The sequence below is a fragment of the Rhodococcus sp. 4CII genome (assembly GCF_014256275.1).
Taxonomy (GTDB): Bacteria; Actinomycetota; Actinomycetes; order Mycobacteriales; family Mycobacteriaceae; genus Rhodococcus_F; species Rhodococcus_F wratislaviensis_A.
Window position 1 is genome coordinate 2,724,354 of sequence record NZ_JACCFE010000002.1, and the last position, 25,862, is coordinate 2,750,215.

General features: G+C 65.6%; 27 protein-coding genes and 3 pseudogenes. 8 read left to right on the forward strand and 22 right to left on the reverse strand.

Annotation, left to right across the window (positions count from 1 at the left end):
• Positions 1-24: 24 nt before the first annotated feature.
• The 3 genes from H0B43_RS13185 to H0B43_RS13195 form a co-directional block, all read right to left on the reverse strand.
• Positions 25-873: a Rieske (2Fe-2S) protein gene (locus H0B43_RS13185; RefSeq protein ID WP_252189801.1), complete on the reverse strand. Its 849-nt coding sequence runs from the start codon at positions 871-873 to the stop codon at positions 25-27.
• Between the two features lie 279 nt (positions 874-1,152).
• Positions 1,153-2,115, reverse strand: coding sequence for a ferritin-like domain-containing protein (locus H0B43_RS13190; protein WP_185727480.1), 963 nt, complete (start codon positions 2,113-2,115; stop codon positions 1,153-1,155).
• Between the two features lie 332 nt (positions 2,116-2,447).
• The gene (locus H0B43_RS13195) at positions 2,448-2,594 is read right to left on the reverse strand and encodes a hypothetical protein (RefSeq protein ID WP_185727479.1); all 147 of its coding nucleotides are present in this window, start codon (positions 2,592-2,594) and stop codon (positions 2,448-2,450) included.
• A 196-nt stretch (positions 2,595-2,790) separates the two neighbouring features.
• On the opposite strand from H0B43_RS13195, the gene H0B43_RS13200 reads away from it, so the two are divergent.
• The gene (locus tag H0B43_RS13200; protein ID WP_185727478.1) at positions 2,791-3,207 is read left to right on the forward strand and encodes a hypothetical protein; all 417 of its coding nucleotides are present in this window, start codon (positions 2,791-2,793) and stop codon (positions 3,205-3,207) included.
• On the opposite strand, the gene H0B43_RS13205 is transcribed toward H0B43_RS13200, so the two are convergent.
• The 6 genes from H0B43_RS13205 to H0B43_RS13230 form a co-directional block, all read right to left on the reverse strand.
• Entirely contained in the window at positions 3,194-3,601 is a 408-nt protein-coding gene (locus tag H0B43_RS13205) for a hypothetical protein (RefSeq protein WP_312033781.1), read from the reverse strand. The two genes, H0B43_RS13200 and H0B43_RS13205, sit on opposite strands and share 14 nt — an antisense overlap.
• On the reverse strand, positions 3,598-4,176 hold the full coding sequence (locus H0B43_RS13210) for a hypothetical protein (RefSeq protein WP_185727477.1): 579 nt from the start codon (positions 4,174-4,176) through the stop codon (positions 3,598-3,600). The genes H0B43_RS13205 and H0B43_RS13210 overlap by 4 nt, the downstream gene beginning before the upstream one ends.
• A gap of 114 nt (positions 4,177-4,290) precedes the next feature.
• Positions 4,291-5,163 carry an LLM class F420-dependent oxidoreductase gene (locus H0B43_RS13215; protein WP_185727476.1) on the reverse strand — a complete coding sequence of 291 codons (873 nt, stop codon included), beginning with the start codon at positions 5,161-5,163 and terminating at the stop codon, positions 4,291-4,293.
• Between the two features lie 75 nt (positions 5,164-5,238).
• A complete protein-coding gene (locus H0B43_RS13220; RefSeq protein ID WP_185727475.1) occupies positions 5,239-5,703 on the reverse strand; it encodes a nucleoside deaminase in 465 nt (154 codons plus the stop codon).
• Between the two features lie 30 nt (positions 5,704-5,733).
• Positions 5,734-6,204: a cyanase gene (gene cynS, locus H0B43_RS13225; protein WP_185727474.1), complete on the reverse strand. Its 471-nt coding sequence runs from the start codon at positions 6,202-6,204 to the stop codon at positions 5,734-5,736.
• 71 nt (positions 6,205-6,275) lie between these two features.
• The gene (locus tag H0B43_RS13230) at positions 6,276-6,869 is read right to left on the reverse strand and encodes a carbonic anhydrase (RefSeq protein ID WP_185727473.1); all 594 of its coding nucleotides are present in this window, start codon (positions 6,867-6,869) and stop codon (positions 6,276-6,278) included.
• 129 nt (positions 6,870-6,998) lie between these two features.
• On the opposite strand from H0B43_RS13230, the gene cynR reads away from it, so the two are divergent.
• A complete protein-coding gene (cynR, locus tag H0B43_RS13235; RefSeq protein ID WP_185727472.1) occupies positions 6,999-7,961 on the forward strand; it encodes a transcriptional regulator CynR in 963 nt (320 codons plus the stop codon).
• Between the two features lie 408 nt (positions 7,962-8,369).
• On the opposite strand, the gene H0B43_RS13240 is transcribed toward cynR, so the two are convergent.
• From H0B43_RS13240 to H0B43_RS41470, 4 genes are all read right to left on the reverse strand, one after another.
• Positions 8,370-9,680 (reverse strand): histone-like nucleoid-structuring protein Lsr2, encoded by a 1,311-nt coding sequence (locus tag H0B43_RS13240; RefSeq protein ID WP_185727471.1) that lies wholly within the window; start codon positions 9,678-9,680, stop codon positions 8,370-8,372.
• A gap of 252 nt (positions 9,681-9,932) precedes the next feature.
• Positions 9,933-11,438 carry a YdiU family protein gene (locus H0B43_RS13245; RefSeq protein ID WP_185727470.1) on the reverse strand — a complete coding sequence of 502 codons (1,506 nt, stop codon included), beginning with the start codon at positions 11,436-11,438 and terminating at the stop codon, positions 9,933-9,935.
• A complete protein-coding gene (locus tag H0B43_RS43125; RefSeq protein WP_397517470.1) occupies positions 11,365-11,844 on the reverse strand; it encodes a hypothetical protein in 480 nt (159 codons plus the stop codon). The genes H0B43_RS13245 and H0B43_RS43125 overlap by 74 nt, the downstream gene beginning before the upstream one ends.
• Complete coding sequence (locus H0B43_RS41470; protein WP_252190968.1) at positions 11,784-12,125, reverse strand: hypothetical protein; 342 nt, start codon at positions 12,123-12,125, stop codon at positions 11,784-11,786. Before H0B43_RS41470 ends, H0B43_RS43125 begins: the two co-directional genes overlap by 61 nt.
• Between H0B43_RS41470 and H0B43_RS13255 the strand changes: the two genes are divergently transcribed.
• Positions 12,058-13,047 carry an MFS transporter gene (locus tag H0B43_RS13255; RefSeq protein WP_312034025.1) on the forward strand — a complete coding sequence of 330 codons (990 nt, stop codon included), beginning with the start codon at positions 12,058-12,060 and terminating at the stop codon, positions 13,045-13,047. The two genes, H0B43_RS41470 and H0B43_RS13255, sit on opposite strands and share 68 nt — an antisense overlap.
• Positions 13,048-13,171: 124 nt before the next feature.
• On the opposite strand, the gene H0B43_RS13260 is transcribed toward H0B43_RS13255, so the two are convergent.
• From H0B43_RS13260 to H0B43_RS41475, 3 genes and pseudogenes are all read right to left on the reverse strand, one after another.
• A complete protein-coding gene (locus H0B43_RS13260) occupies positions 13,172-13,603 on the reverse strand; it encodes a DUF5313 family protein (RefSeq protein WP_185729980.1) in 432 nt (143 codons plus the stop codon).
• 50 nt (positions 13,604-13,653) lie between these two features.
• The gene (locus H0B43_RS13265; protein ID WP_185727468.1) at positions 13,654-14,130 is read right to left on the reverse strand and encodes a MarR family winged helix-turn-helix transcriptional regulator; all 477 of its coding nucleotides are present in this window, start codon (positions 14,128-14,130) and stop codon (positions 13,654-13,656) included.
• 71 nt (positions 14,131-14,201) lie between these two features.
• Positions 14,202-14,373, reverse strand: a pseudogene (locus H0B43_RS41475) (chlorite dismutase family protein); the annotation flags it as partial.
• 285 nt (positions 14,374-14,658) lie between these two features.
• Between H0B43_RS41475 and H0B43_RS13270 the strand changes: the two are divergent.
• From H0B43_RS13270 to H0B43_RS13280, 3 genes and pseudogenes are all read left to right on the forward strand, one after another.
• Complete coding sequence (locus H0B43_RS13270; protein ID WP_185727467.1) at positions 14,659-16,083, forward strand: MFS transporter; 1,425 nt, start codon at positions 14,659-14,661, stop codon at positions 16,081-16,083.
• Between the two features lie 254 nt (positions 16,084-16,337).
• A complete protein-coding gene (locus H0B43_RS41480) occupies positions 16,338-16,544 on the forward strand; it encodes a PaaI family thioesterase (protein WP_252190190.1) in 207 nt (68 codons plus the stop codon).
• A gap of 130 nt (positions 16,545-16,674) precedes the next feature.
• Positions 16,675-17,790 (forward strand): annotated as a pseudogene (locus H0B43_RS13280) (IS256 family transposase); the annotation flags it as partial.
• 20 nt (positions 17,791-17,810) lie between these two features.
• Here the strand turns inward: H0B43_RS13280 and H0B43_RS42830 are convergent.
• Together H0B43_RS42830 and H0B43_RS13290 are read right to left on the reverse strand one after the other, a co-directional pair.
• A complete protein-coding gene (locus H0B43_RS42830) occupies positions 17,811-20,102 on the reverse strand; it encodes a tyrosine-type recombinase/integrase (protein ID WP_185726419.1) in 2,292 nt (763 codons plus the stop codon).
• Entirely contained in the window at positions 20,099-21,154 is a 1,056-nt protein-coding gene (locus tag H0B43_RS13290) for a tyrosine-type recombinase/integrase (protein WP_312037639.1), read from the reverse strand. Before H0B43_RS13290 ends, H0B43_RS42830 begins: the two co-directional genes overlap by 4 nt.
• 68 nt (positions 21,155-21,222) lie before the next feature.
• Between H0B43_RS13290 and H0B43_RS13295 the strand changes: the two are divergent.
• Positions 21,223-21,384 (forward strand): annotated as a pseudogene (locus tag H0B43_RS13295) (IS256 family transposase); the annotation flags it as partial.
• Here H0B43_RS13295 and H0B43_RS13300 read toward each other — a convergent pair.
• The 4 genes from H0B43_RS13300 to H0B43_RS13315 all read right to left on the reverse strand — a co-directional run bounded on the left by H0B43_RS13300 (position 21,365) and on the right by H0B43_RS13315 (position 24,640).
• The gene (locus H0B43_RS13300; RefSeq protein WP_185727466.1) at positions 21,365-21,643 is read right to left on the reverse strand and encodes a WhiB family transcriptional regulator; all 279 of its coding nucleotides are present in this window, start codon (positions 21,641-21,643) and stop codon (positions 21,365-21,367) included. The pseudogene H0B43_RS13295 and the gene H0B43_RS13300 sit on opposite strands and share 20 nt — an antisense overlap.
• Positions 21,644-21,706: 63 nt before the next feature.
• On the reverse strand, positions 21,707-22,816 hold the full coding sequence (locus tag H0B43_RS13305) for an alcohol dehydrogenase catalytic domain-containing protein (RefSeq protein WP_185727465.1): 1,110 nt from the start codon (positions 22,814-22,816) through the stop codon (positions 21,707-21,709).
• Between the two features lie 104 nt (positions 22,817-22,920).
• Positions 22,921-23,541, reverse strand: coding sequence for a cysteine hydrolase family protein (locus H0B43_RS13310; RefSeq protein ID WP_185727464.1), 621 nt, complete (start codon positions 23,539-23,541; stop codon positions 22,921-22,923).
• 25 nt (positions 23,542-23,566) lie between these two features.
• Positions 23,567-24,640: an LLM class flavin-dependent oxidoreductase gene (locus H0B43_RS13315; RefSeq protein WP_185727463.1), complete on the reverse strand. Its 1,074-nt coding sequence runs from the start codon at positions 24,638-24,640 to the stop codon at positions 23,567-23,569.
• A gap of 362 nt (positions 24,641-25,002) precedes the next feature.
• On the opposite strand from H0B43_RS13315, the gene H0B43_RS13320 reads away from it, so the two are divergent.
• Positions 25,003-25,728 (forward strand): GntR family transcriptional regulator, encoded by a 726-nt coding sequence (locus tag H0B43_RS13320; protein WP_185727462.1) that lies wholly within the window; start codon positions 25,003-25,005, stop codon positions 25,726-25,728.
• Positions 25,729-25,862 lie beyond the last annotated feature (134 nt).

Below are 25,862 nucleotides of genomic sequence, written 5' to 3' on the forward strand. Positions count from 1 at the left end.
TGTTGTTCTGTGTGGACTGCGCCGTCAATCGTTGCCGCTGGCAACAGGATTTGTCCGTAGCGTCCGCTGCTCGTCCGGTTGCCGGACCTGGATACGACCGTCCCGCACCCGGGCCTCGTAGACCTGTTGAGGTCGGGTCGCGGGACCTCGCTGCACTGCACCGTCCGCGATACCGAAACGACTCCCGTGCCAGGGGCATTCGATGCATCCCTCGGCGAGAGTTCCGTCGTCGAGGGGAGCGCCGCGATGGGTGCAGCGGTTGCTCAACGCGACGACGGAGTCGGTGCGCTTTACCAACAGCACCGATACGGTACCGACCAGCACGGCGACCACTTCTCTGTCGGCCAATGCCGTTTCCGGGGCCGCGTCCGTCCATTCCGAGGGCAGAGTGGAGAACGCGGTGGTGTCGACGCCGACTCCGGCGGCATAGGTCAGATGACCACCGAGCCAGCCGCCGACTCCGAGCAGTCCGGCCCCCGCTGCCGACAGACCGATGCCGACGCCGTGACGACCGCGACGTCGCGCCGTCCACGACGCGAGATATGCGGCAATGGCCGCATAGTTGGAGGCCGCGTGGACGGCGCCGATCCTGCGCTCGGCACCGAGAGTGTCGGCCCAGTCCGACGCCCCCGTGAGAGTGGCCGGCAACGCGGCAAGCGCGCCCAGCCCCACGAGTTTCGTCGCGGCCGGCCGTGCGCTCCGACCGCCCATCGCATCGAGGAAGCCGGCGCTGACCCATGCCCCGATGGGCACCGTGACCAGGAGGGGGTGCAGAGGGTGCCCCAGATCGGTGCCGGACAGCGCACCCTTGACCCGGCCCGCCGGTAGCCACTTGTTTATGGCGTCCACGACCGCGCCGGTGGGTCGATCCAAGGAGTGAGCGTGTTCGAGTCGGCGCACACTTCGCTCGAGTAGATTCACAACCATCCCACCTCAAAATTCGCTCGGCTCGAACACCTTTCGCACCGCTCTGGCGCGAGTGCCCCGACGTCGCGTTCCACAAACCGACTTGTGCCGCCGCGACCGCAAGGGCACCGTCGACGGGGCCGTCGCCGAACGGATCGTCGCCGGCCTCACGGATCGGGGAGACGGTCCCGCGGGCTGTTTCAACGGTCAACCCGCGGGACCTCGATCGGACGCCCTACCGGCCGGTCAGCTGAGGCCGGCGACCTTCTGAGCGATCGCGGCGAGACGAGTTTGCGATGCGGAGACGACGCCGTGCCTGTTCTTGTGCGCTTCCTCGTACGCGACGATGGCGCGCACATCCGCCGGCTCGGTCAACTCCTTGACCGCCGCCACCGCCTCGGAGACATTGAGGTCGTCGTAACCGTCGATGGGCAGCTCACCCGGTTCGAGAACTCCGGCCGCGGTACGGGCCGAATGCAGCACTCCCGCTGCCCCGTCGGCCCCTTCGCGGCGGGTGACCTGCTCTGCGGTCTCGAGGGCGGCATCGCGGGACGCTGTCAGAGTTTTGACGGCAACGTCGCCGGCGCGCGCGCCCCGGTTCAGTAACTCGCTGAGCGCCGGCGGCGTGGCGCGGACGGTGTCGAGTGCCCGGTCCAGGCCGCGGGCCGACCAAATGACCGGCGCATTGACCAGTCGCACCGCGGTTCCGGTGGCCGCCTGCAGCGGGGTGCGACGCAACGCCGCCGGCCCGCCGAGCGCGTCCTCCGCGAGGACGGTGGTCAGCCAGTCCACGGTCGCCGAGTGAGCGGCGATCAACCGGAACGCCAGATTCTCGACGTCCTTGTTCCCGGCCGCGACGGCGAGGGTCTTGATGTATCGGGCTCGGTCGAGGAGTTGGTGCTCGAGCGCGAGATCACCGATCAAGGCCTCGTCGAACGGCTGCGCCTGCTCGACCATCGCCTTGACCGCGGCGGCGGCCCGCCCGAGGAACGGTCCGATCAACTCGGGGACACCGCCGAGTTCGCGGATCGCGGACTCGATGGCCTGTGCGCGGGCGCGACCGTTGTCGGCATTCTCGGACAACTCCCGGCGCACCGCATCCGTCCGGGCCTGCACGATCCGGGTTTCGGCTACTTGAATCTCGGTGTGGGTCAGGTCGAGGACTGTGCGCAGCTGCGCCAGCAAGGTGGTGGTGTCGGGTGTGCTCATGCGGGTTTCGCCCCTTCGGCATTGACGGCATCGGGTCGGCGCAACGTGCACCGCTACCGCGCCTACCCAGCCCCGCCGACAGGTAAGCGTTCGAGAGGACTCGAACCGCGGAATTCGGAAACTGTTCACCGGGGACTCATCCCCTCTCGGTGATTCCGCATTGCACTCGTTCGAATGCGGCACCTCCGGTGCTGGGCCTGGGATCGCGTCCGCGACCCGTCCTCAGCGGCGAGAACGGGATTGTTCGTCGGTCTGCATCGCCAGAACCGCAGCGAACCCGGTCAGCAGCAACATGAGCAGGAGCAGCACATTCATGTCTTCTCCTCGTCTTTTCAGTGCGCGCTTGTCTGAGCGGCCGGGCGGCGGTCGGCGAACATGGCCTCGATCCTGGATTTGATCTCCGCCGTGCTCATCGAGCCGCCGCCACGGAGTGGGCGCGCGGCGAGCGGGGACGTCCGGACGGTCGAGGCTGTGTTCATGTACTCCTCTTTCACTGTGGCGCCGGGGCGAGGCAACCTGCGACGCGTTGCCTGTGTCCATCGGTTACAGGTGATGTGATCTGCTTCACATCCATGCGTGTGGATGTTGTACACCACACTGACCCATTGCGCCAATCGGACTGCCTCACAGCGGGTCCGGACAAGTCCCCTAACACCGGAAGTCGGTCAGGTCGACGTGACGGAGGAAGTCCAGCAGGATCAGGGCACCGGTGAGGTCTCCGCCGCAGACGCCGCACCCAAGCGGGAAGGCCAACACCAAACTCGGCGTCGGTGCGGAAACACACCGAATAGAACGGTCGCGCCCGCTCTGAAGGCCGAACGAATCCGGCCGAGCACGCCCGGTCCTGGCTACTGCTGTCGGTGCCCGGCCCGACACCTTCGCGGCCGCGACCACCTGCCGGCCGACGCCGTCATCCGCTCCGGCAAACCGGCCGCCCGCGACGCGGTACGTGCCTTCCTCACCGGCCGCCGGGCGGGGGTGCGCATCAGTCCGGCGACCACGCTCGCGGGCGGCAGGTTGTCGCCAGCCGCCGGTATCGCCGGACCCATCGACGGCCCCTGCCGACCGGTGAACCCCGTCAACGCCCTCTGAACTGATCCTCAGGTACCGCCCGCTGCCAACTCGATATGCGTGCGACCACGAACACGATTGCCACGACCGCCAGATACACCGCCCAGAGCAGAAGGAACGGCCGCAGCCACCCCTCGTCGAGGGTCTGGCCACGCTCTCCGACGCAATACAACGCGAAGTCGGTAGAGGTCCCGTCTCCGGTGGCGTAGGTGTCCGATACGACCATTGCCTCGCTCACCGGTGGCTCACAGAACACCGGGGCAAGGTAGACGGCCTGGCCCGGCCAGATCACCGAGAGGATCAACGTGAACATACCGGCGGCCGCGACGACACCGATCACCCACGCGACCGTCCGCATCACGAGAGGCCGTTTCGGTCGTGCGGACTCCACACCCAATTCCACGGGTTCTGTCACAGCCGCTGCACCCCGATCACCGCTCCCTCGGCGTCGAACACGACGAGTGACCGCGACCGCGGCGACTCGACCATCGCCGTCGGCCACAACCCCTCCGTCCTGTTCACCGCGATGCCGGTTACGTGTCCCTCCTCGAAACCGGTGTGCGCGAGAGCATCATCGACCAAGGCCTCGACACGACCGAGCGCGGGAACGTCGCCGATCCCGAACGCCCGCGCGTCGAGATCCTCCAGAGCCGAGACCATCACCGGGCTCGGGTCGCTCAGCCATTCGCCGTCGAATGTGAACCTGTCGAGCTGATCGGGCTTCGCCGGATTGCGGACCGTCACATCCAGCGTCTCGACGGGCGCGACATTCACACTCGTCACCTGCACCTCGTCGACGCCGTACCGGACGGCGAGCGCCGCGAGTCCGTCACCGACGAGGGTCGTGGTCATCCCCCCACCGCGCGACTCCATCGCCGTATCGAAATCGGCCCGGTCGACAGCCCCCACACAGCCGGTGGCAGTCATCGCCACCGCCAGCACCGTCAACGACCCCCAGGACGAACGCAACCGTGACGGCGCCACCTTCATCGCGTGAGAATATCCGACACAGCCCATCGGGACGGCACCCAGCTCAACCGCCCACCCGACACCGAAAGCGGGACTCGGGGCCGGGTGTTATCGACCTCGTTGCGCACGCTCGGATCACCAGTCCGCGATCACCGGAACCACACGCTCACCCAAGATCTCGATCGGGGTGATCGACGCCACCTGCGGCACCCACCCGTGAACGTGAGTGACCCCCAACTTCGACAAGCCCTCGAGCTGACCCAGCAGGTTGTCCACGTTCGCTCCGTCCGCACCCGGGTCGAGGGGGAACATCACGGTCTTCTCGATGGCGTCGTAGTCGGTTCCGAGCGCATCGCAGTGCCCCTTCAAGACCGCCAGCTTGTGCGCGACCTCGGGTCCACCGAACAGGTTGCAGGCCTGCGCGTACTGCGCGACCAGCCGAAGCGTCTTCTTCTCTCCCCCACCGCCGATCAGAATCGGCGGGTGTGGACGCCGCAGCGGCTGTGGCACATTCATCGTGCGGCCGAGCCGGTAGTGCGTTCCCTCGAACGGCCCGTCGTCCTCGCTCCACATCTGCAGACAGATCCGCAGTGTCTCCTCCAGCCGTTCGAAGCGTTCGGCCGTCGGTGGGAAATCGAGCCCGAGCCCCACACTCTCGTCCTCGTTCCAGGCGGCACCGATGCCCAGATACGCCCGCCCCTTCGACAGCACGTCCAGCGTGGTCACGGCCTTGGCCAGCAGGCCCGGCTCGCGGTAGACGGTGGCGGTGACCCAGGCCAGCAGATCCACCTTGGTCGTGACGGCGGCGAGGTAACCGAGAGTGGTGTAGGCCTCGAGCATCTCGGTGTCGATCGGCCCCACCGGTTCTATCTGCCAAAGATGATCCATGACGCTGAGCTTGGTGAAGCCCGCATCCTCGGCGGTGACCGCAATGCGGCCCAAGTCGTGTGCGAGGGTCGACGGGCCGCCCGGAAATGTGAAGTCGGCGATGTGCAGTCCAAGTTCCATGGCTCCACGTTAGGGGTGTCGCCGCCGGCTACCCAGGGATCGGCGATACCACCCTCGCCTCGGCGGAATCCTGGGTCATGCCGAGGTGTCCTTCCAGAACCGGTATACGTCGACGGCGTCCTCGCGCGGCTCGTAGCGCATGGGCAGGCGGCGATCCTGATAGGGCTTTGCGAACTCGTCGTAGAAGGTGGCGAGTTCGAAGTACTTACGGTCGTCGACGTAGTAGGGCTCGTAGGCGTCGCGGGTGGTGAGGAAGACGACCTCGTCCGGGGAGCAGTAGTAGAGCGCGCCCAGGCACATCGGGCAGGGGTGGGCGAGGGCGTAGATGGTGGTGCCGGTCAGGTGCTCGGCGCCCAGCTCCGTGCAGGCCTCACGGATGGCGAGGATCTCGGCGTGGGCGGTGGGGTCGCCGGTCTGCGCGACCTTGTTCGGACTCTCGGCGAGGATCTTGCCGTCCTTGACGATGACGGTCGCGAACGGGCGACCGCCCTCGGTGACGTTCTGGCGGGCGATATCGATGGTGTGCTGGACGAAGTCCATAAGAGTCCTCCGGAGGTGGGTGGATACGGGTCAGAACGGCTTGGTCGGCAGGTACTTGCCGTTCAGGGTGATGACGGCACGCTCTCCGCCCTCGGGGTCGGCGACCTTCTTCACGTCGAGGGTGAAGTTGATCGCGGAGATGATGCCGTCCCCGAACTGCTCGTGCACCAGTGCCTTGAGTGTGGTGCCGTAGACCTGGAGCATCTCGTAGAAGCGGTAGATGGTCGGGTCGGTGGGGATGCCGCCGGGGATCGAGCCGCGGGTCGGGACGGACTGGAGCAGCAGGGCCGCGTCCTCGTCGAGACCGAGCAGCGTGGCGACGGACTTGGCGGACTCCTCCGGCAGCGGGTGCTGGCCGAGGACGGCGGCGGTGGTGAACGCCACCGACAGGCCGGAGGCGTCGGCGATCTGCTGCCAGGAAAGGTCCCTGCGGGCCTTGGCCTCGACAGCGGCGGCGGCGAGGGCCTGGCGGGCGGTGGGGTCGAACTGGGCCTGGATCATGATCGGTATCTCGTCTTTCTCGGGTGGACCACTTCACGAGGATCGCGGAGTGGGACGTGGGTGGTAGTAGGTCAGGCGGTGAGCGCGGGGCCGGTGGCGGACAGTTCTTCGACACGGCCGGTGGCGATGTCGAAGACCCAGCCGTGGAGGGTGAGTGTCTGCTCGGCCAGGGCGCGGGCAACGGAGGGGTGGGTGGACAGGTTCGCCAGCTGCGCGTGCACGTTCTGGCGCACCAGGGAGTCGACGTCGCCGACGGCGGTCGCGGTGGTGCGGGCCTGGGAAGCGTCCGCGTGCCGCAGCCATGCGGCGACCGCAGGGGCAGCGCTGAGGTCGTGCCCCTGAGCGAGTGCGGTCATCGCTCCGCAGGCGGAGTGACCGCAGACGACGATGTCGTTCACGCCCAGCGCGGCGACGGCGTACTCGATGCTCGCGGCCACTCCGTCGGCTTCGGGGGTGTAGGCGGGCACGAGGTTGCCGGCGGTGCGGATGACGAAAAGGTCACCCGGCTCGGTGCCGGTGATCATCTCGGGGACGACGCGGGCGTCGGAGCAGCCGATGAACAGCGTGTGCGGTGTGTGATGGGTGGCCAGGTGGGCGAAGAGCTCCGCCTTCGCCGGGAAGACATCCTTCTGGAAGCGGGTGACGCCGTCGGTGAGGGTTTGCAATGGGTCACGTCCCTTTCGGTGGTGATCGGCCCGGGATGGGCTGGCGAAAACCATCGTGCATGACCTGGCCCTATAGTGTCCAAGACTTACTATCCATCGGCACTATTGGTCTCATCTATAGTCGGGTTCATGGCCGTTCCCGAATTGCGTCACCTGCGCTACCTGCTGGCCGTCGCCGAGCACGGCAACTTCACCCGCGCTGCCGAAGACCTCCACGTCTCTCAGCCCACGCTCTCCCAGCAGATCAAGCAACTCGAGCAAATCGTGGGCGTGCAGCTGCTCGACCGGACCGGCCGCACGGTCCGGCTCACCGACGCCGGCTCCGTCTACACCGACCACGTCCGGCGCGCACTGCGTGACCTGAACGCCGCGGAACGGGCGGTCCACGACGTCCACCACCTCTCCCGCGGCCACCTACGACTGGGCATCACCCCGACCTTCACCGCCTACCTCATCGGCCCGCTCATCGCCGAACTCCACACCAGCCACCCCGGTATCGGCCTGACCCTCACCGAATCGCCCCAGGACCGCATCGAAGCAGCCCTCCTCGCCGACGACCTGGACCTCGGTATCGCCTTCGCGGGCTCCCACCTCCCCGGCATCACCGCCGCCGCGCTCTTCACCGAAACTCTCAGCCTCGTCACCAGCATCCCGCGCACCCCGACGACGCCCGAACCCCTACCGGTGCAGGAACTGCAGGACCGCCAACTGGCGCTGCTCAGTGGCGACTTCGCCACCCGCGGCCATATCGACGCCTACTTCGCCGAACACCGCATCACCCCCCGAACCACGTTCGAGGCCAACTCCATTCAAGCCCTCACCGAGGTCGTCCAACGCACACCGGTGGCCACCGTTCTGCCCGACGCCATCACCCACGACCACCCCCATCTCCTCCCGATCCCCCTGGATCCGCCCCTGCCCACCCGCACGGTCACCCTCCTGCATCGACGCGGCGCCTACCGCAGCGCCGCCGCCCGCGCCTTCACCCAGCTCACCCGCGATCTCGTCCGCACCCGCGGTTACAACCCACCGCCATCGACGTCTTCAGTCGACGATGACGGCCCGAATTCCCGAGACGGTGCTGTCAGCTGAAATATGATGCGGCGCAGGAACTCCGGATCCCGTATGCCATCACCATGGCCGACTTCAAGAGTATGCCATCCCCGCAATCGGAGAGCCCGCGCCGCAACGCTCTGCACACAGGCCGGCGCCGGCGCCGCGTAGGCGCCTGCCGTCTCACTGCGGCCGGTTCGGCCCCGACCTGCCCCGCCGGTGGTGGTCACGGGGAGGGCGGAGAATTGGCCGCCGTGCTAGGCAACCCCGATGCCGGCATTCACACCCGGTCGCCGCACCACCACCGTCGGCGTCGATGACGACGACGGTGGCTCACCTGTCGACTCCCGCTTCACGATCTTCGGCGCCGAGCAGTGAACGGATATCCCGCGGCACCTGCCCTCGTCGCGACATGACGACTCGGGGACCATTAGGGGGTGAGGCCCCTCAGGCGGCCGACTCCTTCGCTTGGGCGTCATAGAAGGCTTGCTCGATCTCCGCCGAGATCCGGCCGCGGGACGACACCACACGTCCCTCCCCCAGCGCCCACTCACGAATCTCCTTGGTCGTCTTCCGCACCGGAGCCTTCGCCGCCGGCACGCTCTTCGACGGAGCCCTCCTCGCCGCAGTCTTCTCCACGGCCGGCTTCGTCGCCGCAGCCTTCTTCACGGGCGCCTTATTAACCGGAGCCTTGATCGCCGGGGCCTTGTTCGCCGGGGCCTTGGTCGCGGCTGCCGTCTTCTTTGTCGGAGCCGATTTCACGGCAGCCTTCTTCACAGCGGCCTTCTTCGCGACAGTGTTCACCGGCGCCGCTTTTGCTTGCACCTTCACGGCCTGAGAGTCATAGAAGGCTTGCACTATCTCCGCCGAGACCCGGCCACGGGCCGACACGCCGCGCCCCTCCCCCAGCGCCCACTCACGAATCTCCTTGGTCGTCTTCCGCACCGGAGCCTTCGCCGCCGGCACGCTCTTCGACGGAGCCCTCCTCGCCGCAGTCTTCTCCACGGCCGGCTTCGTCGCCGCAGCCTTCTTCACGGGCGCCTTATTAACCGGAGCCTTGATCGCCGGGGCCTTGTTCGCCGGGGCCTTGGTCGCGGCTGCCGTCTTCTTCGTCGGAGCCGATTTCACGGCAGCCTTCTTCACAGCGGCCTTCTTCGCGACAGTCTTCACCGGCGCCGCTTTTGCTTGCACCTTCACGGCCTGAGAGTCATAGAAGGCTTGCACTATCTCCGCCGAGACCCGGCCACGGGCCGACACAGCACGCCCCTCCCCCAGCGCCCACTCACGAATCTCCTTGGTCGTCTTCCGCACCGGAGCCTTGCTCGCCGGCACGCTCTTCGACGGAGACCTCCTCTCCGCAGTCTCCTCCACAGCCGGCTTCGTCGCCGCAGCCTTCTTCGCGGCCGCCTTCGTCACCGGAGCCTTGATCGCCGGGGCCTTGTTCGCCGGGGCCTTGGTCGCGGCTGCCGTCTTCTTCGTCGGAGCCGATTTCACGGCAGCCTTCTTCGCGACGGTCTTCTTCACAGCGGCCGTCTTCGCGACGGTCTTCTTCGCGGCTACGTTCTTCGTCCGAGCCGCCTTGTCCTGAATCTTGCTTGCCTGCGCATTCTTTGCCTGGGCGTCATAGAAGGCTTGCTGTATATCCGCCGAAATTCTGCCGCGAGAGGATATTTCGCGACCTTCCGCGACCGCCCATTCACGAATTTCCTTCGTTGCCGCCTTCGTCAAAACTTCAGAACTCCTCGCTGATACCGCCATCTTGCTTTCCCCATTCGCCGACAACCGTGAACCCACACAGTAGCGGCAGTCCACTCTCAGTTCACGCTGCCACCGTCCCACGGCTCGTCGTCCACCGCGGAGACAGGATTCAGAGCAGCCACTCCGCGGCGGGTGGTGCGCACAGTCCCCACCCCGCACTGGCCGAACTCCTCGTTTTCCGGCAATCAATAGTCGGCACGAAATGTGCTCGACAGGAATGTGAGGCTGAGTCAGCGACCGATCACTTGGATATCAAGTACCGCAGAAGGTTTGGAATGTCTCACTGAACAGCCGCGGTGCAGGTGTCGTGTAGTCGGACCACTCGTCGCGGCGGTCGAACGGATGCGTGACAACCTCCAGCAACTTCTCGAACGGAGCGAGCTCACCGTCGGTCGCGGCGCGCAACGCAGCATCCAGCTGATGATTGCGCGGAATGTACAACGGGTTGATGCGGTCCATCGCGTCCGCGATCTGCGCTGCCGCGCGGCCCTGATGCGCCACGGCACCGCGCCAGCGCTGTAGCCACGGCCCGATGTGCTCGCGCGGTACGAGACCGTCGAGAGGCACCGGATTTCCACGGAGTTCGTCCGCCAGGGCGCGGAAACTGCCCGTCCAGTCGGCGCCGTGTTCGGCCATCAGCGTCAGCAAATCGTCGATCAGCGTGCGATCGACGATTTCGCCCACGCCGAGCTTGGCTGCCATACCGGCTGCGAAGTGGCCCTCGTAGCGCGCGTCGAAGGTATCGAGGACTGCCGATACCGCGGCAATCGCGTCATCCGGCGTGGAGTCGATGAGCGTCAGCAGCGTCTCCGCCAAACGCGCCAGGTTCCACTTCAGGACCGCGGGCTGATTGCCGTACGCATAACGTCCGCTGTGGTCGATCGAACTGAACACTGCGGCCGGGTCGAACGCGTCGAGGAAAGCGCACGGACCGTAGTCGATCGTCTCCCCCGAAATGGTCGTGTTGTCGGTGTTCATCACTCCGTGCACAAACCCGGTGAGCATCCACCTCGCCACCAGCGACGCCTGCGCCTCGACCACCGCCTCGAAGAACGCCGCATAGCGAGAGCTCTCCCCCGTCGCCGGGAGGTCGGCGAGCTCCGGGTAGTGGCGGGCAATCGCGTAGTCGGCGAGCGGCACCAAGACGTCGCCCTGACGGACCGCGAATTCGAAGGTACCCACCCTCAGGTGACTGGCAGCGACCCGTGCGAGCACGGCACCGGGCTCGGCACCGCCCCGGACAACCTGCCGGCCCGTCGCGACCACCGACAACGCACGGGTAGTCGGGATGCCGAGGGCATACATCGCCTCGCTGACCAGATACTCGCGCAACATCGGCCCGACCACCGCGAACCCGTCGCCGCCCCGAGAAAACGGCGTGCGCCCCGAGCCCTTGAGATGCAAATCCACTCGTCGACCATCACCGTTCACCAACTCACCGAGCAGCAACGCCCGACCATCCCCGAGCAACGGTGCGTACCCACCGAACTGATGACCCGCATACGCCATCGCCACCGGCTTGGCCCCGGCCGGCGCCGTCGATCCGGACAGGACCCCGACCCCGTCGTCGCTGCGCAGTGCCGCCACGTCCAACCCCAGCGACGCCGCGAGTTGCTCGTTGAGCACGAGCAACCTCGGTTCCGGCACGTGCGCACCCTGCCACGGCACCGTCAGGGCACCCAGCTCATCGGCGAAGGTGCTCGCGAGGCCGGCTACTGCTGTGTTCATACCCACCGTCGAATCCGGGATCGCCGCCATCACTCGAGGGTAGCGGCCGCCCGAACGTCAACGACGTCAGGTCGTGACGGCTTTGGTGATGCGCTGGATGATCGCGAGAGGATCGGCAGCTTCGCTGCCGCGTCCGCGTCCGCTGGTGTGAATGTGGACATCGTGATCTCGAATGAAGTCCAGCGTTCAGGTAGGTCACATCGAAGGTCAGCGGTCCCGCACTCGGGTGCACGAAACGCCGAGTCCTTACCGGCTCCCGGGTCACGTCGCATCGATTCCCGAGTTGCTCGAACACCGGCGACTCCGCGGTCAGTCGCTTCACCAAGGATTTCCACGAGGGCTCACTGACGTGCTCCGCCCGCGCATTGCGCACGCTCACCGAAATGGGTCGAGCTTGGCCATCATCGCCTTCATCGAAGGCACAACGGCATTGCATTCCGTCCCACTCAACGGTTCTGTGACGCCCGCCAGCGTCAATAGGTGCGCGCGCTCGTGCAGCGGGAATGGGGATTCAGTTCCGGACCCTTGACGATCGTGTACATGGTCGGGTTGATCGGTACGCTTCTCGTCGCGGGCAAGCTCGCTGATCGATACGGGCGGATTGATCGCCGCGGTGATCGCAGCAGGGCTCCTCCTGTTGGCCACGAACGTGATATGGCTGTTGGCGGCCAGATTGCTGGCGGGCGCCGCAGTCGGCGCGGCCGTCACCGCGGGCATGTCGGCGACGATCGACCTCACACCCGGTCACCGGCGTCGGACTGGATCCATGATCGCTTCCGCTGCAATGGTATTCGGTGCCGGGCTCGGACCACTTCTGTCGGGGACGCTCACTCAGCTCATCGACACACCTCAGCCCTGGATATTCGGAATCGTGCTCACGGTGGCGGCGCTGACACTGGTCATCGCAGTACGGTTGCCACTCCACCGCGAATTCGACCAGGACCGACCTGCCGAGCGACTCTGGTCGTGGCCTTCCGTGCCCCGCCCGAATCGCCGTGAATTTGCTTGGGGTGCAGCCGCATTTGCTGCGGGCATCACGTCGACCTCCTTCTTCCTTTCCCTCGGACCCTCAGTCCTTGCCACCGGCATCGACTCCCCCAGCCCGCTGCTCGCGGGTGCGACGGCATGCGGCATGTTTCTGGTAGCGACCGGAATCCAGTTCGCCCTCGCGCATCTACGTACCAGAACCCATCTCGCGCTGAGCTCTTCTGCCGCGTTTGCCTCGATGGTGGCGCTGACGGCGAGCGTCACCATCTCCCCGACGCCGGCGTTGTTCGTCCTCGCTGCACTGCTAGCCGGCGCCGCACAGGGCCTTGGCCAGCTTGCGGCACTGACGCTGATCGGCACCCGGATCCCCACGAATCATCGCGCCGAAGCAAACGCGGCTTTGAACATTGCCGGCTACATTCCCGCGGCGCTGCTACCTGTGGGAACGGGCTATCTGATCCAAAACATGCCCTTCGGCGCGGCCATCACCGTGTTCGCGACAGCCGTCATGGTGTTCTCTCTCGGCGCGTTGATCACCGTACGGATCAGCACCGCCCAGCACCTGCGCCCCGGCACCGCGGACGAGCACGTCATCCCCGGTAAGACGGACGGCGCGGCCGAGGAAACGCTGTTGGAAGCGGCGCAGCCATGACATGGGACAGTCGCGTCGCTGGGCGCCATTTGCCCCAGCCTCGATCGCTCAGGGTGACACTCGTCGACGTCGTCGCGGGAAGTTACAGGTGCCGAGTTCCTGGCAGCAGTTGGTCGAATTGTCTTCAGGAGAGTTCGTTGCCGCTCGGCCGTTCGATGTCCCCTGAAACAGAAGGCCCATGGAGCTTTTCATACGCAGTTTTTTCGGCGTCATGCCGGGACGCTTTCTTCGGGTTTACCAGATCGGGCGGCAATCCATGCCGCTCCAGGCGTCGAGACCGGTTTTGCGCCATGTACGACACTGCATAGAACACGGCGAGCAGCACTCCGAGCAAGACCATCGACGCTCGCAGACCGACCGGTCCCGGGAACAGGAAGAACGCAGCGAAGACCGGAACGAACGGGACCATGCTACGAACGAGGTGCCGGGGAACCGCCCAGTCACCGACCAGGTCGTTGCGGACCCAGTCCTGCATGGAGTCGGGAAGTTTGCGACCGACCGCATAGCCCAGCCACTGGATGGGTCCGGGCCTGGTTCGTTGCGTGTTTCGAGACATGACAACTGCCTGTTCATGTTGTGCTGTAGCTGAATTCGTCATGGTTGTCCTCATTGATCGAGCGCGCCCGCTTTGAGTGCAGCCTGATTGACGCGGGTGAGAACATCGTGAAGTTCTTCGAGTTCGGCCAGGCTGACCCCGAGTTTATCGATCACGGCGGGCGGAATCTTCTCGGCTTCCGCGCGCAGCGCGGCACCGGCTTCGGTCAGCTCGACTTCCAATTGCCTCTCGTCGGCCCGGCTGCGGGTGCGCGTGATCAGTCCGGACGCTTCGAGTCGCTTGAGGAGTGGTGAGAGGGTCGGGGAATCGAGCTGCAATGCGGTCCCGATCTCCTTGACCGCCATCGGGGCCTTCCCCCAGAGAGCGAGCATGACCAGATACTGCGGATGCGTCAGCCCCATCGGTTCGAGCAGGGGACGGTAGACGGCGAGGACTGCCCGATTCGCGATCGCGAGCGCGAAACACACCTGCCGGTCGAGCGCGAGTAGGTCGTCGCCAGCCGTACCTTGTCGGATGTCTGCGGTCATACGACCATGATACCAGAATGATTCGTGCAATAACTATTACTGCACGAATTATCCTGGTCAGTGAGGGGTCGTCACGGTAGCCGTGCAACGAGGGGTTCGAGGCCGATTCGCCCACCAGGGGAGAACGGCGCCTCGGGCCGTACGTGCCGGCACGCGTCGGTGACCCGCAGGTCCCGCAGGAGCTTCGAAGGCGAGAATCCACTCGTAATCGCTCAACCCGAAGGAACCCACGGCGTTGGCCCGCGCGGTCTCGATCTCGAACACCACATCCCGCTCCCCCAGCGTGACATCGAGTTCGTGGACGCCGTGGGTGGCCGCAGTGGCGGTCGAAGTCCAAACGGGATCCCGGCTGCAGCGTCGAGGGCAGGCGGCACCTGATGCGGGAGGGTGACCGCGCAGTACAGGATGTGGCCACGCCCTATTGTTCGGCGGTCCGAATGGCCCGGTCCACCCGTTGGACCTGGGAGCGCATCTTCTCGTCGAGATACTGACTTGCGTAAACCATAGCCAGGGTTCTACGGTGAGCCGATGACTACCTCGCCGCCCTCGGTCGCCGTACCGGTCCATACCGACAGATCACGGTGGATCGCCCTTGCTGCTGTGTGTTTCGGCATGATGCTGACCTTCCTCAACACCACCGCCACCATCGCCTCCGTACCGGCGATCGGGTCGGACCTGAACGCGGACGCAGCGACCACGGTGTGGATTCCGAGCATGTTCGTGCTCGTGGTGGCGAGCCTGGTGCTCTCAGCCGGCACCCTGGGCGACGTGATCGGACGTCGAGTCTCCTTCGTCGGCGGCGCCGCGACCATGGCCGTCGGAAGCTTCGCCACCTTCCTCGCCCACACCAGCGCCTGGTTCCTCGCAGCACAGGCCGTCACAGGCATCGGGGCGGCGCTGGTCCTGCCGAATAGTTTGACCATCATCAGCAGTAGCTTCGCCGACCCCCGAGAGCGCACAGAAGCGATCAGCATCTGGGCGGCGAGCTCCGGCCTCGGACTGGCCATCGGGCCGCTGTCGGCGGGCGCAGTCATCGACTCGTTCTCCTGGAACGCGGTCTTCCTCGTCAACGCCGTCGCGGCTCTGGTCGTCGCACTGGTGTCGCCAGCAGTGGTCCCGTCGAGCACACTGCCCGGTGCCCGGCTGGATCTCCCCGGTTTGATCACCGCAACGACAGCAATCGCGGCGCTGACATTCTGGGTGATCGACGGCTCCCACAACGGATTCCGATCCCCACGCACCGTCATCTCGATGATCGTCTTCGTCTGCGCCCTCAGCCTTTTCGTCACCATCGAAAGATCTGTCCGCGCGCCCATGCTCCACCTCGACCTGTTCCGGTCCCGATCGTTCTCCGCCGTCATGCTCGTCAGCACCACCGCATTGTTCGGCTTCACGGGACTGTCCCTGATTTCGGTGCTGTACTTCGAACGCGTCGGCGGGCTGAGCGCGTGGACCACCGGCCTGCATCTGTTGGCCCTGATGATGACCTACGTCGTCGTCAGCGCGATAGCGCCGCGACTTCACCAGCGCACCGGATTCAAATTCATGCTGACCGGCGGACTGGTGATCACCGCCGCTGGCGCCCTGCTGCTGGGACGGGTGCAACCGCACGAGGGTTGGGCGACGATGACGACCGCATTCGTGGTCCTGGGCCTCGGAATCGGAACACTCATCGCGCCAGCGACCGCAGCGGCGATGAACAGTGTCACCCCGGCCGAGCACGGTATGGCCAGTGGAACCTTGAACCTGTTCAGGCAACTCGGCAGCGTTCTCGGCACCAGCGTCATGGGATCGATCCTGACCGCGCAACTGTCGACAGCCCTGCCGACCCAACCCGCGGACACCGCCTTCACCTCCGCCTTCCATACCTGCGCCGTGGTCGCCGCGGCCGTATTCATCGTCGTCGCGATCCCCACCGCCTTCCTCGTCCCCGGCAAAGCCGGCCACCACTAGAGCTCCAGCTCGCACCGCACCGCACCGCACCGCACCGCACCGCACCGCACCGAGAGGTTCCACACGATCACCGCCGAACATCAGCGCTCGGAAAACATTCCCTGGGTCGACCCGGGCGAAGTCCTGCGGGAGGCATCCCGCAGGAGCGGACTCGAGATCATGCAGACCCTGATCCGCGGCGAGCTGCCACCGCCGCCGATCGCGATCCTGTTGCAGTTCTCGACACACTCATCGGCTGCGCAGCCCGCACCACACTGCCCGCCGGCACCGCAATGACCTCCATCGACATCAACGTCAGCTACCTGCGGAACATCCTCGATACCAGCGGCCCGTTACGCGGAACCGGTCGAGTGATCAAAAACGGATCACGCATCGTCTTCGCCGAAGCGGAAATCGCCGACAAGGACGGACAACTCGTCGCCACCGGAACAGGCACAGTTCTCGTAATTCCGCCGAGATAGACAATCGCGGTCCTCTTCGGACATGCCACCCCAGATGCCGAAGGGTTCTCGGAGGGTCAGGGACTGTCGGGATAACGGTTGAACTGGATCTGGCCGACACGCCGAGTTCTCTTGGCGAGAAGGCAAGACGATGACCGAAACACTTGATCACATGGATCAGTCGAAGATTGACCACCAGAAGCTGGCCCAACAACTGTTGGCCCAGGCCAAAGCCGAGGGCGTCGAGCTGGTCGGACCGAACGGACTACTCAACCAGCTCACCGCGAACGTCCTCGAAACCGCACTCGAAGCCGAAATGGACGAGCACCTCGGCTACGAGAAACACCACGTCACGGGACGAAACAGAGAAAACTCCCGGAACGGGAGGCGGACGAAGACCGTGCTCACCGAAATCGGACCGGTACAGATCCAGGTGCCACGAGACACCGATGCCTCGTTCGATCCGCAGATCGTCAAGAAACGGCAGCGACGCCTGACCGGGGTCGACGAAATCATTTTGTCCCTCTCGGCGAAAGGCCTGACCACAGGCGAAATCGCAGCACACTTCGACGACGTCTACGGCGCATCGGTCTCGAAGGAGACCATCAGCAAGATCACCGACAAGGTCCTCACGGAGATGGCCGAATGGTCCGTCCGTCCCCTCGACCCGGTGTATCCGGTGCTGTTCATCGATGCCATCCACGTCAAGATCCGCGACGGTCAGGTCGCCAACCGGCCCGTCTATGTCGCCATCGGCGTCACCACCGCCGGGGAACGCGAGATCCTCGGGCTGTGGGCAGGTGACGGCGGGGAGGGGGCCAAGTTCTGGCTCGCCGTCCTGACGGAAATCCGCAACCGCGGGGTCGCAGACGTGTGCATCGCCGTCTGCGACGGACTCAAGGGACTGCCCGACGCGATCACTACCGTGTGGCCACTCACGGTGGTGCAGACCTGCCTGATTCACCTCTTGCGTAACACCTTTCGTTACGCATCGCGTCAGTACTGGGACGAAATGTCACGGGACCTGCGGCCGATATACACCGCTGTCAACGAGGCCGCGGCCAAGGAGCAGTTCACCGAGTTCGCCGACAAATGGGGGCCGAGGTATCCGGCGATCGTCCGGCTGTGGGAAAGCGCCTGGAGCGAGTTCGTGCCCTTCCTCGACTACGACCCCGAGATCCGCCGGGTCATTTGCTCGACGAACGCGATCGAGTCCCTCAACGCGCGCTACCGGCGGGCGGTGCGGGCGAGGGGCCACTTCCCCAGCGTTCTGTGGAATCAAGATTGTCAAGTTCGTGCTGGTCGGCCATGGTTGACGGCGACGATCGGCAACGGGGTGGCGGTCAGTTGGCGTGGTGTTGTTCCGGCCGGGGTCGGAACGTCGGCGAGGCGTTGCAGTAGCTGGTCGAGGGCGGCTTGGCCGTCTTCGACGGCTGCTTGTTCATCGTCGGTGAGTGGGATGCTGACGAGCATGCGCTGAAGGTTCGATTTCGCCTGCAAGAGTTCACTTTTGCTGGACTCTTTGGGTATGTAGAAGTCACAGCGGGCGCAGGCCATGCGGTGCGGGCATTGCTCGAAGAAGGTGTAGCTGCAGAATCCGTGGCCGAGGTCGTAGTGCTGCCAAGGCTCACCAACGGCGGCAGCGCCGGAAGTCGCAGCGTCGCGGTCAACGAGGACTTCGATGGTGCGGACGTTGCGCGCGAAGTAACCGGCGTCGTTGTATGCCTTGGCCAGGGTATTCGGGGTAATTCTGGCGTAGTGCTGGGTCGATTCCGGGCTGCGGTGCCCGAGCCAAGCCTGCAGCTCGAACAGCGTCATCGGTTCCTTGGCGTTGTAGAGCTGTGTCGCGATGGTGGAGCGAGCGCGGTGGCTGGTGATCGGCCCGCGAACGTCGGCGGCAGGAATGTCGGCCTTGCGGCAGAGCGCGGGGATGATCGTGTCGTTGATGTAGTTCTTGCTGATCCGCCCGGCCCGGACTGCGAACAGGAAGTGCACCTTCTCACCGGTTTTCCGGTCCAGCATCGGTGGTTGCGCGGGGCGCAGGGCCTGCCATGCTTCGATCGCCCGGCCCAACAACGGGTCGACGGGCTTGGTGAACGCGGTGCCAGTCTTGTGGGTAGGGATATCGAGCAGACAGACCGATGAGTCGGTCTGCTGTCGGTCATCGACGACGGCGGGCTGATCGTGTTGCCAGCGGATGCAGCCGACCCGAAGCCGGGCGATTTCGTCGCTGCGCTGGCCGGCGAACAGCCAGGTCAGCGTGACGGCGCGGACCATGTCGACCGGGTGGGCCCCGGGTCCTGCGGGCAGGTCGCCGGGATCGAGGTTGAGGCCGGCCCAGAGAAGTTTGGCCCAGAGGTCATCGGCGATCACTCGCGGGTCGGGTCCTTGCAGTGCCCGGATGCTGCGCGGGGTTTCCAATGCTCGCGCGGGGTCGAATCGACGCGGGATCCAGTCCCAGTCCTGGATATCGCGGAAGAAAGTGCGGACGATCCGGATGTAGGTGCGTTTCGTTTTCGCCGACAATGGTTTTCCGAGCTGTTCGATGCGGCTCTCACGCCAGCTCTCCGATTGGATGTGGTCGCCGACATGCATGCGGTCGACGGCGGCGATCCAGGCCGAGCAGGTCTGCCGTGTCCAGTCAGCGGGCCCGGTGATATCGGGATGGTCGGCGGCGAGCCAACGGCCGATCTTGGCCAGCACGACGCGATGGGTGTCGCGGGTACTCGGTTGGACCGTCGCGGTGGCGTGCCAGCGTTCGACCGCCTGCGCCCAGCCCGGGGCGGTGCCGGTGATGGGGACGGGCCCGTCCCCGTATCGCGGTGCCGGTGGAGGGCCGGTGTGGCCGAGCGTGGCCAGAGCCCGGTGAACGCCGTGCAGGTGGCGGCCGTGGAAGTGCCGTTCGATCGCCGCGTCCGCCCGCAGCCGGTCCAGCGCCGATGAGGTGAGCTCGTTCAGCATCGGGCTGCGGTTGAGCAGCAACAAGGTGCAGATCATCGACTCCAGATTCGCGGCACGATATCCCCATCCGTTCAGCACCGCGCGAACCGGCTCGACCGCCTGATCGACGCTGACGGAACCGAATATCCGCTGCGCCAACGTCTGCCGCGCGAACGGGCCGACCAGATCGAATGCGGTGAACCCGGTGAGCAAATAGGCATGAACGAGCAGATAGGGACGTGCCTGCATGCCGACCTGCCCCCGGAAACGCTCCCGCAGCTGCTGTGGGCGCAGCAGCTCGGCCCACTCCTGCGTCGACCAGGACCAGAAGTCGCGGCCCAGCTCACCGCAGCGATGCAGGACGATCGCGGTGGCGTAGCGGGCGAACCGTCGCTGGAACACGGTGTCGGGATGCCAGTGCAGAGCCGCGATCGCCTCGTCCAGTGGTGCGGTCAACCGCGCAATCGCCTGCCACTGCGGGTGTTCGCGCTCCCGGTCGAGCCGTAGCAGGTCGAAACCGAGGGTCTGCAGCGCATCGGACTCGTTCTTCGAGAGCCGCCCGTGGCGACGGAAACGATCCAGCCGTAGCGGCCACTCCCAAACGGATGGTGCTGTCTGCGAATTCATCATCATTGTCATCGGCGACTGGTCTCCTGCTCGTCGAGGCGAGCCAGCATCTCCACCCGCCATGAGTGGATGTGGTTCATGCCGAGAGCGAGCTTGTCGGCCAGCTCCCGCCCGGACAGGTGGATATAGGTGAGTGTGGTTTCGGTGCTGCGATGTCCGGCGAAGGTGGCGATCGCGTGTAGTTCCCAACCCGTCCGTGCCAGGTCCGTCAAGCACAGATGCCGGGTCGTGTGGGTGGAGAACTGCGGCACTCCCGCATCGACTGCGATGCGTCGCACCACTTTCGACCATGTCCACAAACTCAACGGATCGGCATGGTTGCGGCGTGACTCGGACAGAAACAGCGGTCCTCGGGCCTGGCTTATGGTCGCTCGATGCGTCAAATACTTTTGCAGCAACACCCCGGTTGGCGCCGAATACGGCACTATTCGCTCGAGCCGGTTCTTCGTCGTCTCCGCCCGCACTCGTAACATCCGACGAGCTGGATCCAGGTCGTCGGTGCGCAGGGAGCACAACTCCTCGCGGCGCAGCGCGGCGTCGTAGGCCAGTGCGAGCATCAGCCGGTTACGCGGCGGCTCGGCCGCGGCGACGGCGAGGATGTCGAGCCACTGCTGCTCGGTTGGAATCCACGGAAGTTTCACGAGCCGTGGCACCAGGCCACGCTGCTGTCCACCCCACTTCCGCCCTGGCGTATACCTGCCTCGACCAACAGGATTAGATTCCCGAACACCTTCCTCCACCAAAAAGTCGAAAAATAACCGCACCGGCACCAGCCGCTGCTGGATCGTGGCATTTGCCAATCCACACCCGGAATCGATCGACACCACGTTCCTGCCGCGACGGCTGGCCCGCCCGGTCAGCTCGCGAACGAACACCGCGACATCCGCCCGGTTCGCGGCGACCGGGTCGATGCCATGGTCCTCACAGACCTGCAGGAACTCCGCCAGCCCGCGCGCATACGCGTCGATCGTCCGCGGTGCTCGACCCAGATCGACCCACACTCGCAACCAGCCTGCCGCGCGTTCGTGTCTGCCGAGCACCGGCCACTTCTCCTCCAGCACCACCGTTCCCAAGCCTGCCTCCCAGTTCCGTGGTTTCCTTGGCCGAGATCGTTCCAGCCTCGTTCTGATTCCACGTAACTAATAAGCAGGCCGCGCTCAAGTGCCTCTACCTCGCCACCCGGTCGCTGGACCCGACGGGTAAGGGAAGAGCACGATGGGTGACGAGGTGGAAGCCGGCCCTCAACGCGTTTGCTATCACATTCGAAGGCCGAATCACCCCAACCGTGATCTAGATTCATGCGCCAGAACTGGATCCACCGATGTTCTGACAGTCCCGAGGGTCAACGCGTGGTCGCGGCATGCCTGTTGGACGGGGCACTGGGAGCAGATTTTCTTCGCCTCTACGATCCGCTTGTGCCGTTTGGGCCCGCGCTCGTTGATGGGGTGGAAGAACAGTGCGGGGCTGACGATCCGGTACAGAGCCGCCAGTCGCCAGTTCACCCCACCAGGGACGGGTGTATCGCCGTGTCTCATGGTTCCAAAGGCCCGCATCGTGCGCACTCCTGCGGGAATCAGGGGTCGAGCCCCGCACCACCTGGCTGCGGGGCTCGACGGTCAGGGGGTGCTGATGAAGTTGGTGAAGCCACCATGCCGGGCGGGGAGGTCGGCGAGGGCCTCGTTGATCTTCTCGAGCGGGAAGCTGTGATGCTCGAAGACCGACAGGTCGAGGACACCGGCGCCCGCGAGGTCGGCCATGTCCTGTGCTTCGGCGGTGGAGAACCAGAGGCTGCCGAGGACGCTGATCTGGCTGCACATCAGGGAGAACATGTCCAGTGGTGGGCGTTCCATCATGCCGCCGATGTCGACGGCGACGCCGCCGCGGCGCAAGGTGGTGATGGCGTCGAGGAAGGATTCGGCGGGGGCGCCGGGGCCGAGGGAGTCGATGACGATGTCGACGCCCTCGCCGTCGTTGTGTTCGTGGACCCAGCTGCGCAGGCCGCCTCCGCCGGCGGGGAGGACGCGGATGCGGTCGGGGGCGATCGCTCGGACGTCCTCGAGGAGGTCGGCGTTGCGGCCGGTGCCGAAGATGCGGGTGGCACCGAGCGCGAGGGCGCTCAGGCAGGTGCCCAGGCCCAGGGTGCCGGAGATGCCGTCGATCAGCACCGTCGAGCCGGGACCGGCGCCGGCCTTGCGCAACGCGGAGTAGCCGGTGCCGAGGTAGCCGAATCGGGCGCCTTCCTCGAAGGTGACGGAGTCGGGCAGTTTCACCAGGTTGCGTTGGGGGGCGGTGAGGTATTCGCTGAGTCCGCCGTAGGGGTAGGCATCGAAGATCTGTTGGCCGTCGGCGCCGAAGGAGAAGTAGCCCATGAAGGTGTAGCGGTCACAGTTCTGATCCTGACCTTGTCGGCAGGCGCGGCAACCGCCGCAGGAGATGCCGGGGTTGACGTAGACCCGGTCGCCGACGGCGACGTCGGTGACGTGGCTGCCGACGGCGGCGACGACACCGGCGGAGTCGAGGCCGAAGACGGCGGGCAGCTTGGGTAGCGGCAGGTAGGGGAACCATTCGCTGTAGGTGGCCAGGACGTTGCTCAGGTTCGGCACGACGTTGCAGGCCTTGACCTGCACCAGCACATCGGTCGGGCGCGGCTCGGGTACGGGGAGTTCCTCGATCTGCATCGGCTGGTTGATCTCGTGCAGGCGGGCGACACGCATGGTGGACTTCATGAACGGAAACTCCTGGTGATTCTTGTATTCGGGTGGGATTGTGGGCACGGCTACGGACTGGTGCGCTTGCCGGGGTGGCCGCACCAGCGCTCGGTTCGGTGTGGTCAGGCGGGGGTGCCGGCGACGGCGTTGTTCAGGGCGGTGCGGACCTCGTCGACGGTAGTGATTTCAGCCAGCAGCCCGAGTGAGTCGATGCTCGCCCGGTGCGCTTCGGGGGTGGCCGCCGAGCAGGCGTCCTCGACGATGACGACGCGGTAGCCGAGATCGCTTGCGACCCGGGCGGTTCCCTCGACGGAGGCGTTGGTGGCCACACCGGTGAACAGGAGCGTGGTGATGCCCTTGCCGCGCAGGATGGTGTCGAGGTTCGTCCCGGCGAAGGCGCCGATCCGCTGGTGGGTGAGCACGATGTCGTCGCCGTGCGGTTTCAGCGGCTCGACGATCTCGACGAGCTCGCTGCCCTCCTTGAGGCAGCCGGACTGGGCGACGATACCCAGCAGCGGTGAGTTGACCTCGAGATCGGAGAAGTCCGGTTTCCACGCGACCCGGGTGTAAACCACGGTGCCATTGGCGTCGCGGACCGCGCCGAGGACCGCGGAGACCTGATCGATGACGTGGCGTTCGGTCACCTGCTGGTAGAAGAAGTCCGCGAACGCGCCGGTAGGTCCGACGACGTCGCCCTGGCAGTGAACGGCCACGGCGGCGGTGGTGCGGGGGTCGAGTTCCATGATGAAGCTCCTGGCTGTGATGGGGTCAGGCGTGGGCGAGGATGGAGTGGCCGATGTTGTCGATGTCGCGGGCTGCGGTGAAGGGGTTGGACAGGAAGACCTGGAGGATGTCGACGCCGGCCTCGCGCATCAGCGCCGCCTTTTCCCGCAGCTGTGCGGGAGATCCGTAGAGGCACCAGTAGTCGAAGAGTTCCTTGGTGATGATCGGGCGGTGCGCGGGGTCGAGTCCGCGCAGGTACTTCGCCCAGACGTCGAGGTAGTGCGGCTGGTCCGGGGCCTTCGGGTCGCCGAGGTACTGCTGCGCGGCGGTGAGGGAGGCATCGACGATGGAGTCGCCCAGCTGATCGCGGTGGGCGTTCATCAAGCCGGCGTTGGTAATGCATGAGCTGATCGGTCCGGAGCCGAAGCCGTTGGTGACGCCGTCTTCCCAGGTCTCGCCGTTGCCGAGCTGGTAGAACCAGGACAGGGAGACGAGTTTGACCGAACCCGGCGCCCGGCCGGCGTCCGCGACCGCCTTGTCGAGGCGATTGCGGATCAGCTTGATCATCTCGACGTTCGGTCCGAGGCAGTAGACGACGGCGTCGGCGTACTTGGCCGCTTCGACGAGCCCGCGCGGTCCGCCGGCGGCAACCCAGATGGGGATGTCGTCGGTGACGTTGTAGAAACCGTTGTCCTTGTCGAGGAACTCCACTTCCCGGGACTGTCCCAGCCAGTGGTGCGTGACGCGGCGACCGGCCATCAGCTCCCTGGAGACCTCGATGGCGTGCGAGAGTTCGGAGATCTTCGCGGTGCGGTTACCCATCGAGCGCAGCGCATTGTTGGCGGTGCCGATGCCGAGGAAGGTGCGGCCCGGGGCCAGGGCGTTGAGGGTGACCATGGAGTTCGCGGTGACCGGGGCGATCCGGGTCAGCGGATTGGTGACCATGGTGCCCAGGTTGATCGAGCTGGTCTGCTGGGCCGCGAGGGCGAGGAATTGGTACGGGTCGGAAAACAGCAAGGGGCCTTCGCCGACACCGAAGTGCGTGACGCCGAGATCCTCGGCCTGTTTCACCATCGCGACCTGGTCGATCTTGGCGCAGGTACCGATACAGAATTCCATCTTCTTCTCCTTGCATTGACCCGCTGTGTGTTCGACTTCATGAATGAGGGGCGATGAGCTCGCGGGAGGGGCGACTCCGGGACGGTGTGTTCGGGTCCCGAGGCAGGGACTCGCCGCGCAGCGGTAGCAATTCCGTTGAAACGGAACGGCATTGAGCGGCGTGGTCTTCTTCTTGAAAGAGTTGCCGCCGGCCCGCTGCGCTGGTAGGCCAAGCCCTGCACCTCAAAATTGGAATTCTAGCGTTCCAGATGAATGTAGCTGACAGTGACGCGAGCCACAAGTACTAGAATGCAAGTTACTGTGGTGAGCGCCGCAGACGAGGGGGACACCATGATCAGCGCGCCCGACGAAAGCGTGTACCTATGAGCACCACCAGCACCGATGCGGCGGCTGCCGCCCTTCTCGCGCACGCACGGACCTCCGGTGCACGGCTCTCGGCCGCCATGTACGACATCCTCAAGACAAGGTTGCTCGAAGGACGCTACCCGGCGGGCGAGAAGATCGTAGTCGAGTCGATCCGGCAGGAGTTCGGAGTCAGCAAGCAGCCCGTCATGGACGCCCTGCGCCGCCTGTCCAGCGACAAACTCGTCTACATCTTCCCTCAGAGCGGATGTGAGGTCGTCTCCTACACCCAGCGTGAGGTCGAGGACTTCTTCACCCTGTTCGGGGGCTTCGAGGGCACGATCGCGGCGGTCGCAGCCGCCCGGCGGACCGACGCGCAGCTCCTCGAACTGGACCTGATCTCCTCCCGGATCGATGCGCTGCTCCACTCTCACGACCCCGAGGTGCGGGCCCACGGATACCGCATCCACAACCGCGAATTCCACGCCGCCATCCACGCAATGGCGCATTCGCGGATCATGGCCGAGACCAGTCAGCGCATGTGGGACATGTCCGACTTCCTGATCAACACCACCGGGATCACCAACCCGCTGTCGAGCGCGTTGCCCGAACGCCAGGACGATCACCACGCGATCACCGAGGCGATTCGCCATAAGGACGAGGCGGCGGCCCGCCAGGCCATGGAACGGCACATTGTGGGAACCATCGCGGTCATCCGCGACGAAGCTGGCGACCTGGCCGGCTGAGACCGCACGCAGCGGCCCGCCCTCGCAACCACGCGTTGCACGGGGCGGGCCTTTTTCATACCCACCACCGGGCGAAATGCCCATCACCGGCGACCCACACCTTGCGTCGGTGAATGCCGAGGGCCGCATCACCT